The organism is Dyella silvae, from assembly GCF_026421305.1.
Taxonomy (GTDB): Bacteria; Pseudomonadota; Gammaproteobacteria; order Xanthomonadales; family Rhodanobacteraceae; genus Dyella; species Dyella silvae.
On record NZ_JAPJBQ010000003.1, the window covers coordinates 336,269 to 349,338 of the forward strand.

Here is a 13,070-nt window from a genome sequence, read left to right on the forward strand (position 1 = left end):
GCGTAGCAGCTGGGTCAGTCCTTCTTCTTCAGCCGGGCGACCAGTTGCGTCAACACGGCCTGCGTTTCCGGATGGAAGTAGGCATCGACGAACTGGTCGATCGGCAGCGCGTCAGGATCAGCCCAGACCTCGGTGAGGTCGGCGCGCGCAAGCGATCGCGTGGTGAGCATCGCGTTGGAGGGCAGGGCGAGCAAACCTTGCAGCCAGTGAATAGCGCGCGTGGTCACCTGATCGACACCGGTCAGTTCGTCGACCAGGCCGATGGCCAGTGCGTCTGCCGATTCGACCATCGCGCCAGCCACCACCAGTCGTTCGGCCCGGTAGGCACCCACGATGCGACGCAAGGCGAGCTGGATGCACTCCGGCACCACCAGGCCCACCTGCACCTCGTTGAGGCCAATGCGGAACGGGCCTTCTGCCATCACGCGGTAGTCGCAGAACAGCGACAACACCGCGCCGCCGGCCGGGCTGTGCCCGGTGATGGCGGCCACCACCGGCACCGGTGAAAGGGCCAGCTTCGATGCGGTGCGAAAGAATTCGCGCCAGAAGTCACGCACACTCTCGCGGTCACGTCCTTGCAGGGCGGGTACGTCCACGCCTGCAGAGAACATGCCCGGCGCGCCGGAAAGCACCAGGCCGCGGGCGCCGGTGCTCACTGCATCGTCAACGGCATGGCGGATGGCGCGAAGCAGGTCGACGTTGAACGCGTTGACCGGTGGGCGCGCCATGTTGATTTCGGTAATGGCGTCGTGCGTGATGACGTTGAGCATGGCTAAGGGCCAGGAGTGAGTTGGTAGGAGTGAGTAGTGAGAGTAGCAAAGACCGGGCTTGCCGCGCTTTCTCTCACTCCTCACTTCTCTTCACTCACTTCTCACGCGCGTGCTTCTCACCCCTGCGGGTGTTCCTCGGCCGTCCATTGGTAGCGCACCGAGTAATCCAGCGTCGTTTTGCCGCCAGCCGGCACCGTCACCTGGAATTCCAGCGTATCGGGCGTCTGCTTGCTTGGCTTGCTACTGGATGACAGCAAGGTCCACTGGCGCCAGCGCGAAGGGTGCTCGCGTACGGTGACTACCCGCGCACTGTCGCTAGCGTTGCTCAGCGTAATGCGGAAGGCCTCGTCCAGGGTGTGGCCCGCGTTGTCCAGCTTGAAGTCGGTGCGTTCGTGCTCGCCACGCAAATCGAATGCCGTGCCGAGCGTGATCAATGCGTCGCTGCCCTTGGGCGTATCGTTGATCCTGCCTTCGCCAATGAATTGCGGCGTACCTTTGCGGTCTGCCGTCAGCACGCGCAGGTAACCGGCTGGCAGACTGTCGAACGCACGCAGCTTCAGCGTGCTGACGATGTTGGTGTTGCCGCCAGCCACGTAGGCGCGATTGGTCATTGGCTGCGGTGGCGCCCAGGCGTTGCCGTTCTCGTAAAGCGCGGTGCGTTCGCAATCGATCGTGCGCGTGGTGTACAGCGGCACCTGGCTCACGCTGCCGTCCGGCAGATCGACGGAGCCGGGTACGGTATAGGTGCGATAGTCGGCGAGTGTGTCCTGCTCGGGAAGCTCCGCGACATCCGCTTTGGCGCGCGCGGCGTAAGCCATCGGCATGGGGCGTGGCCCACCGGTTGGCTTGGCAAACTGCGGTTCGCCGGCGACCAGTGTCAGCTGTACGCCGCTCCAGTCGCGGCCACTACGGTTGGCGATACTGGCGCGCGACTCAAACTGCATCTTGCAGCTGTTGTCTGGCAGCAGGGTGCCCACATAAGCCGCGCGCCAGCCGAGTCCCGAGGTGGTATAGCTAAGCGTGGCTTGCGCGTCGCCGGCGCGTTGGGCATCAACACGCAGTTGCAGGCTGGCCCCGGTCTGGAAACTGCCTTGCGCTCGCACGGCGGCGTACTCGCGGATCAGACTGGTGCGCCCCGAGGCATCCTGTACGAGCAGGCCATCATCGGCGCGCAGCAGCGTGCCATTGGCCAGCGTTTGCCCGCTGGTGGCGAGCACTTCTACCGGTTGCCCGATCAGGCTGCCCAGCGCGGCGTTCTGGCCCTGGCCCAGGCGAAGGCGTTGCGAGACGACCTTGGCGGCATCACCCTCGATGCTCAGCGCCAGTGCCTCCGGGTCGAGATATTGCGGCAGGCCGCCAAGGTTGATGTCTTGCGCGCCGGCCTTCAGTTGCAGCTGACGCGGCTCACGTGCCACGGCGTAGCCCGCATGCACGCTGCCGCTGTCGCCCGAACTGAAAAGGGCGGCATCGTCGCTGCGGTAGAGCGTCAGTGTGGTGGGGGCAGCCATGACGCCCGCGCTGGTGCCAGCGGCGATGGCGAAGGCGAGCGTGCGGAGGGGAAGCAAGGTCACGGTCGAACTCCTTTCGGGTGGTTGCCGCCGATAGTACGGATGCCGCATGAAGCTGCGGCATCCGTCGTGTCGAACCCTTTAACCCCGAAAAGCGTTGCCGCCGTTCAAGCGCCGGTGTCGGCGGCGTCGCGAATCGATTGCGGTAGCGCGACCGGCTTGCCGCTGGTGGGGTCCATCCACACCATCACGACCTTGCCATCGCAGTAGAGCACCGTGTTGTCGTGGGCGTCGACGATGCGATGGGCGAGCGTCATCGAGCTATTGCCCAGGCGTTCGCAGTAGAGCTCTACGTTCAATTGGGCCGGCCATTCGATCGGGCGGCGGTAATTGAGTTCGTTGGCGGCCAGCACGGGCATGGAGTGCTCGTCGAACCAGCCGGGCACGTGCTGCAGCCACTGCAGCCGCGCTTCTTCGAGGTAGGTGAGGTAGTTGGCGTTGTTGACGTGGTTGAACGCGTCCAGATCGCGCCAACGCACACCGATGGGGGCGACGAACAGCGGGCTGTTCGCCGCCTCGGGTGCCTGTGCGTCCGTCACGACCGGGGCAGCTTCCTGGGCTCCGGTCTTGCGCGAGCGCTTCTCAGGCACGGGTTGGGTGGAACTCATGCAGTCTTCTTCCGTAATGCAGGTTTGCTCTTGCCATTGTTCTCGGCCTTGGCCGCCTTGGGGGGCTTCATGTCGAGATGCGGGGCAAGGAAGCGTCCGGTATGCGAACCCGGCGTGGCAGCCACTGTTTCCGGCGTGCCGGTCACGAGGATGCGACCACCACCGGCGCCGCCTTCCGGGCCGAGATCGACCAGCCAGTCGGCGGTCTTGATCACATCGAGATTATGCTCGATCACCACCACCGTGTTGCCCTGTTCCACCAGCTGATGCAACACGTCGAGCAACTGCTCGATGTCGTGGAAGTGCAGGCCGGTGGTCGGCTCGTCGAGGATGTAGAGCGTGCGTCCGGTATCGCGCTTGGAAAGCTCCTTGGACAGCTTCACGCGCTGCGCTTCGCCTCCCGACAGCGTGGTCGCGCTCTGGCCAAGCTTGATGTAGTCCAGGCCCACCGCGCGCAGCGTTTCGAGCTTGCGTGCGATGGTCGGCACGTTTTCGAACAGCTTCAGTGCGTCTTCCACCGTCATGTCGAGCACGTCGGCGATGGTGTGGCCCTTGTAGTGCACTTCCAGCGTTTCGCGGTTGTAGCGCTTGCCGTGGCAGACGTCGCAAGGCACGTACACGTCCGGCAGGAAGTGCATCTCCACCTTGATCATGCCGTCGCCTTCGCAGGCTTCGCAGCGGCCGCCACGCACGTTGAAGCTGAAGCGGCCCGGGGTGTAGCCACGTGCGCGTGCCTCTGGCACCTGGGCAAACAGTTCGCGCAGCGGCGTGAACAAGCCGGTGTAGGTGGCGGGGTTGGAACGCGGCGTGCGACCGATCGGCGACTGATCGATGTCCACCACCTTGTCGAACAGCTCCAGCCCTTCGACCGACTTGTACGCTGCCGGCTGCTCGCTCGAGCCATTCAGTTCGGCAGCGGCAAGACGGAACAACGTGTCGTTGATCAGGGTGGACTTGCCCGAGCCGGAAACACCGGTGACACAGGTAAACAGGCCTGCGGGAACCGCCAGGTCGACGTTCTTCAGGTTGTTGCCGGTGGCGCCCTTGAGGTGCAGCCACGAATCGGCGTCCAGCTGTTGGCGGCGTTCTTCCGGCACCTTGATGCCGCGCTTGCCGGAGAGGAACTGGCCGGTCACGGAACGCGGTGAGGCGAGCACGTCCTTCAACGACCCTTGCGCCACGATCTCGCCGCCGTGCACACCGGCGCCAGGGCCAATGTCGAGCACATGGTCTGCCATGCGAATCGCGTCTTCGTCGTGCTCGACCACAATCACGGTATTGCCAAGATCACGCAGGCGCGTGAGCGTGCCGAGCAGGCGCTCATTGTCGCGCTGGTGCAGGCCGATGGATGGCTCGTCGAGCACGTACATCACGCCGACCAGGCCGGCGCCGATCTGCGACGCAAGACGGATGCGCTGCGCTTCGCCGCCGGACAGCGAGTCCGCCTGGCGATCCAGCGTGAGGTAATTGAGGCCCACGTCGTTGAGGAACGACAGCCGCTCGCGAATCTCCTTGACGATCTTTACCGCGATCTCGCCACGCCAGCCGGTGAGCGTCAGCGCTTCGAAGAAAGCGAGCGCGTCGTCGATCGAGCGCGAGGTGAGGGAGGGCAGGGCGTGGTCGGCCACGAACACGTTTCGCGCCGAGCGATTCAGTCGCTGGCCTTCGCACTCGCGGCAAGCCTGATCACTGATGTACTTGGACAGCTCTTCGCGTACCGCGGGCGATTCGGTTTCCTTGTAGCGCCGCTCCATGTTCGGCAGGATGCCTTCGAACGTGTGCTCGCGTGTCACCCGGCCGCCGCGCTCCGTGATGTACTTGAACGCGATCATTTCCTTGCCGCTACCGTTCAGGACGGCCTTCTGCACATCCGTCGGCAGCTTGCGCCACGGCGTATCCACATCGAACTTGTAATGCGCGGCCAGCGACATCAGCAGCTGGAAGTAGTGCGCGTTGCGGCGATCCCAGCCGCGAATCGCGCCGCCGGCCAGCGACAGCTCGGGGTGGGCCACCACGCGTGCCGCGTCGAACACCTGCGTGACGCCCAGGCCATCGCAGGTCGGGCAAGCGCCGACCGGCGAGTTGAACGAGAACAGGCGCGGCTCCAGCTCCGGCAGCGAGTAGTCGCAGACCGGGCAGGAGTAGCGGGAGGACAACAACTGTTCCGGCGCCTTCGCATCGTCCATGTCGACCACGATGGCGAGGCCGTCGCCAAGCCGGAGCGCCGTCTCGAACGATTCGGCCAGGCGCTGCTTGATGTCATCGCGCGGACGGAAGCGGTCGATCACGGCTTCAATCGTGTGCTTCTGGCGCAGCGTGAGCGGCGGCACGGCGTCCAGGTCGTACACCGCGCCGTCAACGCGCGCACGCACAAAACCCTGCGCGCGCAGCTGATCGAACACCTGCACGTGCTCGCCCTTGCGCTCTCGGATTACTGGCGCGAGCAGCATGTAGCGCTTCTCGGCATCGAGCGCGAGGGTGGTGTCCACCATCTGGCTTACGGTCTGCGCTTCCAGCGGAATGCCGTGATCCGGACAACGCGGTGTGCCGACGCGGGCATACAGCAGGCGCAGATAGTCGTAGACCTCGGTGATCGTGCCCACGGTCGAGCGCGGGTTGTGCGAGGTCGACTTCTGCTCGATGGAAATGGCCGGCGAGAGACCTTCAATGTGGTCGACGTCGGGCTTCTCCATCATCGACAAAAATTGCCGGGCATAAGCCGACAACGATTCGACATACCGACGCTGGCCTTCGGCATAGATGGTGTCGAACGCCAAAGAGGATTTGCCGGAACCCGACAGGCCGGTAATCACGATCAGGCGATCGCGAGGCAGGTCGAGGTCGATGTTCTTGAGGTTATGCGTGCGCGCGCCGCGTATGCGGATGGTGTCCATGTCGCCCGGGGTGGTCGGAGGGGAAAAGGAAAACTGTACTATACCAAACTTATCAGTATGGTTATTGCGGCCAGACGCCACCCAACAAACTCTTAAGACGAAGATCCGGCCGAGTATGGCCTAATGGAATCTTTGGCCGGTCTCCGGCCCGAACAACGACAGAGAGTGCGGATGCGTAAGTGGACTACATGGGGCGTCGCCCTGGTGCTTGCAATAACCGGTGGACAGGCCATGGCACGGTCGACGGCGCCGGCCAGCGAAGAGCAGGTGCGCCAGCTGATGGAAGCGGTGGGCGTGGGCAAGATGCTCGCCCAGATGAATTCCCAGGCGGTGACCAATCTGCAGCAATCGATGCCCTGCGTGCAGGCCGATTTCTGGCAGAACTACATGGACGCCAACCAGACCCAGCTGTTCATCGGCCGGCTGGTGCCGGTCTATCAGCGCCATTTCACTGCCGATGAGATGGAAGGGCTGCTCAAGTTCTACCGCTCCCCGTTGGGCCAGAAAGTGATCACCGAGATGCCCAACACCATGGCCGAAGCCAACCAGGCCGGCCAGCAGTGGAGCCACGAACGCAGCGACCAGATGATCTCCGAGCTCAAGCAGATGGGTACGCTGGATGGCAGCGGCCGTTGTCCGGCCAAGGTCGCCACGACCCCTGTGGCCGGCGCAGCGGCACTGACGGCCGCCGCGGGTCATGAAGAAGCCGACGGCGAAGAGGGCGATGCACCGGCCAAGGCTGCCGCCAAGGCGCCAGCCAAGTCCAAGGCCCATACCACGACCAAGAAGGCGCCCGCCAAGAGCACGGCCAAGAAGCCGGCAACTGCGAGCAAGACGCCCGCCAAGAGCGACGCCAAGCCGGCACCGGCGAAAACGACCACTCAGGCCAGCCCGCAGGCCGGTCAGTGAACCGGGGCTATCGGGTAAAAGTGGTCAGTAATTGACCAGAACGCGAGTGCCTCGTTATACTCCCGAGTTCGTCAGTGCCGTTTTAGGCGCGGCGAACCCAAGAGAATAACGACAGAAGGGATATTCCCATGAGTTACGCAGTCATCAAGACCGGCGGCAAGCAGTACCGCGTTCAGCAGGGCGACGTCCTGCGCGTGGAGCTGCTGAACGCCGAAGAAGGCGCCGCCATCAAGTTCGAGCAGGTTCTGCTGGTGGGTGCCGGTGAGTCGATCACCGTTGGTGCCCCGACCGTGGCCGGTGCCACCGTCAGCGCCACCGTGCGTAAGCACGGCCGTGCCGACAAGGTCCGCATCATCAAGTTCCGCCGCCGCAAGCACCACAAGAAGCAGCAGGGACATCGTCAGCATTTCACCGAAGTCGAGATCACGGGCATCAACGCCTGATCAGCCGGAGTAGATAGTCATGGCACATAAAAAAGGCGTAGGTTCGTCCCGTAACGGTCGCGACTCCAACCCGAAGTATCTCGGCGTGAAGGTGTACGGCGGCCAGGCCATCGAGGCCGGCAACATCATCGTGCGTCAGCGGGGCACCAAGTTCCATGCCGGTACCGGCGTGGGTCTGGGTCGTGACCACACGCTGTTTGCCCTGGTCGACGGCACCGTCGAGTTCAAGGCTCGCGGCGCTGAAGGTCGCAAGTTCGTCAGCGTCGTCAAGGCTTAATCTCCTTCGGCGTTGCAGCGAAGGCCCCGCTTCGGCGGGGCTTTTGTTTTTTCTGGAGCGGATGGCGAAGCCGCTTGCGTAAGGCGCAAGTACTGGATTCGCTTATGATGCAGCACGGCTGCGCGTCATCGTTCCCCTGTTTTCTCTTCCCGGAACCCTCCCATGAAATTCGTCGACGAAGCCATCATCAAGGTTCAAGCCGGTGACGGCGGCAACGGATGCATCAGCTTCCGTCGCGAAAAATTCATTCCTTTTGGCGGCCCCGATGGCGGCGACGGCGGCAGCGGCGGGTCGGTGTGGCTGGTGGCCGATGAAGGCCTCAACACGCTGATCGACTTCCGTCACCAGCGCATGTTCAAAGCCGAGCGTGGCCAGAACGGCATGGGCAGCCAGATGTATGGCAAGGGCGGCGAAGACACCTATATCCGCGTACCCGTGGGCACCGTGGTCATCAATGTCGACACGGACGAAACCATTGGCGACCTGACCCAGCAAGGTCAGCGCCTGCTGGTGGCGCAGGGCGGCAAGGGTGGCCTGGGCAATATCCACTTCAAGAGCTCAGTGAACCGCGCCCCGCGCAAGTCGACGCCGGGTACGCCGGGCGATGTGCGAGAGCTGAAGCTGGAGCTGAAGCTGCTGGCGGACGTGGGCCTGTTGGGCTTCCCGAATGCGGGCAAATCGACCTTCATTCGTGCCGTGTCCGCGGCGACGCCGCGCGTGGCCGACTACCCGTTTACGACGCTGCACCCGAATCTGGGCGTAGTCAGCCTGGGTACCGACCAGAGCTTTGTAATCGCCGATATTCCGGGCCTGATCGAAGGCGCGGCGGATGGCGCGGGTTTGGGTATCCAGTTCCTGCGTCACGTGTCGCGCACGCGCTTGTTGTTGCATGTGGTCGACATTGCACCGATCGATGGCACCGATCCGGTCGAGCAGGTGCATGCGATCGAGCACGAGCTGGCCAAGTTTGATCCGGAGCTGCTGGAGCGTCCGCGTTGGCTGGTGCTGAACAAGGAAGACGTGTTGCCTGAGGACGAGCGTCAGGCAATTGCCGAGGAGATTGTGAAGCGCCTCGAATGGAAGGAGCCGTGGTTCCTTGTTTCGGCGATTGCACGCGAGAACACCATGGCGGTGTGTCAGCAGGTGTGGCGCTTTATGGAGGCGCAGCACATGGCGCACGAGGAGCGTGTGGACATGCTGCCTGGTGATGTGAGGTTGCGTGGGGATGGGGCTGCTGAGTAAGCGCGCCATCATTCGCGATTAGGCTCTTAAAAAAGCGGCTATTGGCCGCTTTTTTTATTCCCTCTCTCCGCAGGGGTGAGGGAAGGGTGCTCGCGGTAACGTTCATTCCCCTCACCGTCATCCCAGCGAAGGCTGGAGGCGCTTCACAACAGCCGCAGGCTGGTCATCCAGTGACTTTGCTCTTGGCCTTGAGCGAGGCGCTACCGCCAGCGTGCCGCCTACGCGGCGGGCGTTTCGACCTCCTGCCGGAGGCCGAGTCACTTTTCTTTTGCTGGCCCAAAAGAAAAGTAACCCAAAGAAAATGGCCTGAAGAGCTGGCAGCATTGCGCAGGGATAAGCCCGAACGCTTGAGGCGCGTTGCTACTTGGCAACCTCCGCCGCTACACAGCGGGTACTTCCAAGCGCTTCGCAACGCGCCATCGCGGAGAGGGCTTAAAGCGGGTGGTCGCTACGCTTCCCGACCGCTGAGGCAAGGTAAAGAGGACGCTACGCTTCCCGACCGTCGTGGAGAACTCGCTGCATAACGGCATAGCCTTGCGGCATTCAGGCACGAACAACGTGACCCAACAACGCGATGTGCAGCGCAGCTGCACGAGCCGTCGGCTTTGAGCCTTAGATCTTCCGGGTCCCCGTATGGGGCGGCGGGCGGGTGGAGGAATAGCCCGAAGGGTGGCCGGCATGGATGCCGGCCAGTTTGGCGTCAGGGCAGGATGCCCTGTCGGCAAACCCCGCAACCCGACCGCGTACCTGGAGGGCGTCAGCCCGGAAGGCGCCTCATCCGGGGTGCCGTTTCTTTTGGTTACTTTTCTTTGGGCAAGCAAAGAAAAGTGACCCGGCCTCCGGCAGGAGGTCGGAAGCCCGCGGCAGGCGAGCCCGGTCGCCGAGACGCTAAGGCCAAGCGATACCGCTACTGGATCCCGGCCTACGCAGGGATGACGGTGAGGGATTTCAACCGTGTTGCGAGCACCCACTCTTTGCCACCTTTCCCGGGCCCGCTCTTTCTCAAGCACAAAAGGCCGGCTTTCGCCGACCCGCTCTCGGCGCAAACACAAAAAAGCCGGCTTTCGCCGGCTTCTTCGCCAACCCGAGATTCAGTACGCGGGGCTGGCTTACGCCAGCTCGCGGATCTTCGCGTTGAGGCGGCTCTTGTGACGAGCAGCCTTGTTCTTGTGGATCAGGCCGCGGGCGGCGTAGCGATCCATGACCGGCTGCGCGGCAGCAAACGCCTCGACGGCGCCAGCCTTGTCCTTGGCCTCGATGGCCTTGACGACCTTCTTGAGGGCGGTGCGCACCATGGAACGGGCGCTGACGTTGCGCAGGCGGCGCTGCTCGGACTGGCGCGCGCGCTTCTTCGCGGACTTGATGTTGGCCAAGGTAGAACTCCGGAATGGATTGCTGGGTTGGAAAAAGACGGCAATTATGCGGTCAATGAGCCGCAGCGTCAATAGCTTAGCTATTTGTCAAGGCTCGCCCGCCCGGCGAAGCGCCTTGGGTAGGACGCGAAAAGGTGACCGAGCGGCCGGCATTATGCCACGTGCAAGCTGTCATCTTGCCACCTCTCGCTGTCAAACTACGCGCCTTTCGGGCTGGGGCAGGGGGCTCCGTGCCCGCTTCCGCCCGTATCACCAGCAAAGGCAACGTCAGAGGCATGAAGTCTCCCAGCATGTTCCGCGGGCTGCTGTCGTTCAGCAGCATGACCATGATTTCGCGCGTACTCGGTCTGGTCCGGGATATGTCGATCAATGCGGTGTTCGGCGCCAACGCAGCCACCGACGCATTCTGGGTGGCTTTTCGCATTCCCAATTTCATGCGCCGCCTGTTTGCCGAGGGCTCGTTCTCTACGGCGTTCGTGCCGGTCTTCACGGAAGTGAAGGAGAAGCGAAGCCACGAGGATCTCAAGCAACTGATGTCGCGCGTCTCCGGCACGCTGGGTGGCGTGCTGCTGCTGATCACCGCGCTGGGCCTGATTTTTGCGCCGCAGGTGGCATCGCTGTTTTCGCAGGGTGCCGCCGATACGCCGGAGAAGTTCGAGCTCACCACGCAGTTGCTGCGTCTGACTTTTCCGTTTCTGCTGTTCGTCTCATTGACGGCGCTGTGCGGCGGCGCGCTCAACAGCTTCCACAAGTTCGCGTTGCCGGCGCTGACGCCGGTGATCCTCAACCTGTGCATGATTGGCGGCGCACTGTGGCTCTCGCGCTTCCTGCATCCGCCCATCATGGCGATGGGCTGGGCGATCATGCTGGCCGGCGTGCTGCAGCTGTTGTTCCAGTTGCCTTCGCTGCGCGGGCTGGATCTGCTGACGCTGCCGCGCTGGGGCTGGAGCCATCCGGATGTGCGCCGCATCCTCAAGTTGATGGTGCCGACGTTGTTCGGATCTTCCGTGGCGCAGATCAACCTGCTGCTCGACACGGTCATTGCCGCTTATCTGATCACCGGTTCGCAGAGCTGGCTGTCGCAGGCCGACCGCTTTCTCGAGTTGCCACTGGGCCTGTTTGGCGTGGCGCTGGGCACGGTGATCCTGCCGTCGCTGTCGCGTCACCACGTAACGACGGATCGTGAGGGCTTCTCGAAGGCGCTGGATTGGGGGCTGCGCATCACGCTGCTGATTGCAGTGCCGGCCATGTTTGCGCTGATGCTGTTGGCCAAGCCATTGGTGGCAACGCTGTTTCAGCATGGCCATTTCACGCCATTCGATACGCACATGGCCACGCTGTCGATCACGGCGCTCAGCTTCGGTCTGCCTGCGTTTGCCTTGGTCAAAGTGGCCTTGCCGGCGTTCTACGCCCGCCAGGACACCCGGACGCCGGTGCGCGCCGGCGTCGCCTCGCTGGTGGCGAACATGGTGCTCAACATCGTGTTTGTGGCCTTGCTGTTCTCTCTTTGGGCCACGCCGGAGCAGAAGCAGCTGCCCTGGCTGGACGCAGTGGCACAGGTGCCGGGTCTGCACATGGCGCTGGGCATGGCCAGTGCGCTGGCCAGCTACCTCAACCTGGGGTTGCTGTGGCGCTGGCTGCGGCAGGCCGGCGTGTATCAGCGCCAGCCGGGCTGGGCGCGGCACATGCTGCGGCTGGTGGTCGCCTGTGCGGTGATGGTGGCGGTGCTGCTGCTCGGCATGTGGGTCTGGCCGGACTGGACCGACACTGACAAGTGGACGCGCGTGTGGCATCTCGCCGTGCTGGTGCTCGCTGGCGGTGGCGCCTACGTCGTCACGCTGTTTGCGGCCGGTTTCCGCTTGCGTGAGCTGCGCGGCGTGTGACGCTGATACCCGGTACCGGGGCAGCGGGATACCCCATGTCAGCCGCTATACTCGGCAGATGATGAGACTTTCCAGGGATGTCGCCGGCCCCTGTCTGGCGCCCGGCGGCAGTGTGGTGGCCGTTGGCGCGTTCGACGGCTTGCATCGTGGTCACCAGGCCTTGCTTGCAGAGGTGCGCGAGCGCGCGTCCGAACTTGGCCTCAAGCCGGTGGTCGTGAGCTTCGAGCCGTTGCCGCGGGCCTTCTTTTCGCCGGAGCCGGTGGCCCGGCTGTCCAGCGTGCGCGAGAAATTGCGCGGCTTCGACGCAGCCGGTATGGAAGAGGTGCTGCTCATGCGCTTCAATCGTGCCCTGACTGCCATGTCCGCCGAGGATTTCGTCCGCCGTGTGCTGGTGGAGCGGCTGGCCGCCCGCGAGGTCTGGGTGGGTGGCGATTTCCGCTTTGGCCACAAGCGGGGCGGCGATGTCGCGCTGCTGCAGAACATGGGGGAGGCGAACGGTTTCGTCGCCCGCACCATGCCCTCCGTCTTGCTGGATGGGGCCCGCGTATCCGCCACTCGTGTGCGCATGCTGCTGGCGGCAGGCGAGTTTGCCGGTGCAGCCCCGCTGCTCGGCCGCCCCTTCGTGGTCGAGGGCAAAGTGGAGTACGGCAAGCAGTTGGGCCGTCAGCTTGGCTACCCCACTGCCAATATCCATCTCCGTGATCGCACCAGCCCGGTGCACGGCATTTTTGCGGTGCGGGTGGGGTTGGGTGAGGGCGAATGCAGTTGGCCCGGCGTGGCCAGCCTTGGCGTGCGTCCGACCGTCAACGAAGTGCCTGAGCCGCTGCTGGAAGTCCATTTGTTCGATTTCGATGGCGACCTCTACGGCCAGCGTATGGCGGTGGAGTTTGTGGCCAAGCTGCGCGACGAGCAGAAGTTCGACGATCTGGACGCTTTAACCGTCCAGATGGCCAAAGACGCACGCCAGGCGCGCGAATTGCTGGGCATGAATCCGCGTCTCAGCGAGGCGTAGCCGGCCCAAATCCGGTAACGTTGGCGCTTCCGTCCTGTCCATGGCGGCGCCAGGCAATCCAAGGGCGTCGGCAGGGCCGCGCCAGAACCCC

The 13,070-nt window shown here is 63.7% G+C and carries 11 protein-coding genes; 6 read left to right on the top strand and 5 right to left on the bottom strand.

Translation table 11 applies throughout. The features are described from left to right. Positions 1 to 14: 14 nt before the first annotated feature. The 4 genes from OQE56_RS10070 to uvrA form a co-directional block, all read right to left on the bottom strand. Positions 15 to 770, bottom strand: coding sequence for an enoyl-CoA hydratase/isomerase family protein (locus tag OQE56_RS10070; protein WP_267223990.1), 756 nt, complete (start codon positions 768 to 770; stop codon positions 15 to 17). A gap of 116 nt (positions 771 to 886) precedes the next feature. After that, positions 887 to 2,341 (bottom strand): DUF4139 domain-containing protein, encoded by a 1,455-nt coding sequence (locus OQE56_RS10075; protein ID WP_267223991.1) that lies wholly within the window; start codon positions 2,339 to 2,341, stop codon positions 887 to 889. A 104-nt stretch (positions 2,342 to 2,445) separates the two neighbouring features. After that, positions 2,446 to 2,946, bottom strand: a complete 501-nt coding sequence (locus OQE56_RS10080; RefSeq protein WP_267223992.1) for an acyl-CoA thioesterase — start codon at positions 2,944 to 2,946, stop codon at positions 2,446 to 2,448. After that, positions 2,943 to 5,840, bottom strand: coding sequence for an excinuclease ABC subunit UvrA (gene uvrA, locus OQE56_RS10085; RefSeq protein WP_267223994.1), 2,898 nt, complete (start codon positions 5,838 to 5,840; stop codon positions 2,943 to 2,945). Before uvrA ends, OQE56_RS10080 begins: the two co-directional genes overlap by 4 nt. A gap of 231 nt (positions 5,841 to 6,071) precedes the next feature. On the opposite strand from uvrA, the gene OQE56_RS10090 reads away from it, so the two are divergent. From OQE56_RS10090 to cgtA, 4 genes are all read left to right on the top strand, one after another. Then, complete coding sequence (locus tag OQE56_RS10090; protein ID WP_267223996.1) at positions 6,072 to 6,749, top strand: DUF2059 domain-containing protein; 678 nt, start codon at positions 6,072 to 6,074, stop codon at positions 6,747 to 6,749. Between the two features lie 128 nt (positions 6,750 to 6,877). Continuing rightward, positions 6,878 to 7,192, top strand: a complete 315-nt coding sequence (gene rplU, locus OQE56_RS10095) for a 50S ribosomal protein L21 (RefSeq protein WP_267223998.1) — start codon at positions 6,878 to 6,880, stop codon at positions 7,190 to 7,192. Positions 7,193 to 7,211: 19 nt separating this feature from the next. Continuing rightward, the gene (rpmA, locus tag OQE56_RS10100) at positions 7,212 to 7,469 is read left to right on the top strand and encodes a 50S ribosomal protein L27 (RefSeq protein WP_038616501.1); all 258 of its coding nucleotides are present in this window, start codon (positions 7,212 to 7,214) and stop codon (positions 7,467 to 7,469) included. A 162-nt stretch (positions 7,470 to 7,631) separates the two neighbouring features. Next, entirely contained in the window at positions 7,632 to 8,711 is a 1,080-nt protein-coding gene (gene cgtA, locus OQE56_RS10105) for an Obg family GTPase CgtA (RefSeq protein WP_267224001.1), read from the top strand. A gap of 1,109 nt (positions 8,712 to 9,820) precedes the next feature. Here the strand turns inward: cgtA and rpsT are convergent. Further along, positions 9,821 to 10,084, bottom strand: coding sequence for a 30S ribosomal protein S20 (gene rpsT / locus OQE56_RS10110; RefSeq protein ID WP_267224003.1), 264 nt, complete (start codon positions 10,082 to 10,084; stop codon positions 9,821 to 9,823). A gap of 275 nt (positions 10,085 to 10,359) precedes the next feature. Here rpsT and murJ point away from each other — a divergent pair, with 275 nt between their 5' ends. Together murJ and OQE56_RS10120 are read left to right on the top strand one after the other, a co-directional pair. Continuing rightward, positions 10,360 to 11,967: a murein biosynthesis integral membrane protein MurJ gene (gene murJ, locus OQE56_RS10115; RefSeq protein WP_267224005.1), complete on the top strand. Its 1,608-nt coding sequence runs from the start codon at positions 10,360 to 10,362 to the stop codon at positions 11,965 to 11,967. 58 nt (positions 11,968 to 12,025) lie between these two features. After that, positions 12,026 to 12,979, top strand: a complete 954-nt coding sequence (locus tag OQE56_RS10120; RefSeq protein WP_267224006.1) for a bifunctional riboflavin kinase/FAD synthetase — start codon at positions 12,026 to 12,028, stop codon at positions 12,977 to 12,979. The last annotated feature ends 91 nt before the right edge of the window (positions 12,980 to 13,070 follow it).

What these genes read in the sequence shown, in the direction of transcription:
- uvrA (WP_267223994.1), bottom strand. Translation starts at nt 5,840, where the DNA reads ATGGACACCATCCGCATACGCGGCGCGCGCACGCATAACCTCAAGAAC.
- OQE56_RS10120 (WP_267224006.1), top strand. Translation starts at nt 12,026, where the DNA reads ATGATGAGACTTTCCAGGGATGTCGCCGGCCCCTGTCTGGCGCCCGGC.
- rplU (WP_267223998.1), top strand. Translation starts at nt 6,878, where the DNA reads ATGAGTTACGCAGTCATCAAGACCGGCGGCAAGCAGTACCGCGTTCAG.
- murJ (WP_267224005.1), top strand. Translation starts at nt 10,360, where the DNA reads ATGAAGTCTCCCAGCATGTTCCGCGGGCTGCTGTCGTTCAGCAGCATG.
- rpmA (WP_038616501.1), top strand. Translation starts at nt 7,212, where the DNA reads ATGGCACATAAAAAAGGCGTAGGTTCGTCCCGTAACGGTCGCGACTCC.
- OQE56_RS10080 (WP_267223992.1), bottom strand. Translation starts at nt 2,946, where the DNA reads ATGAGTTCCACCCAACCCGTGCCTGAGAAGCGCTCGCGCAAGACCGGA.
- cgtA (WP_267224001.1), top strand. Translation starts at nt 7,632, where the DNA reads ATGAAATTCGTCGACGAAGCCATCATCAAGGTTCAAGCCGGTGACGGC.
- OQE56_RS10090 (WP_267223996.1), top strand. Translation starts at nt 6,072, where the DNA reads ATGGCACGGTCGACGGCGCCGGCCAGCGAAGAGCAGGTGCGCCAGCTG.
- OQE56_RS10070 (WP_267223990.1), bottom strand. Translation starts at nt 770, where the DNA reads ATGCTCAACGTCATCACGCACGACGCCATTACCGAAATCAACATGGCG.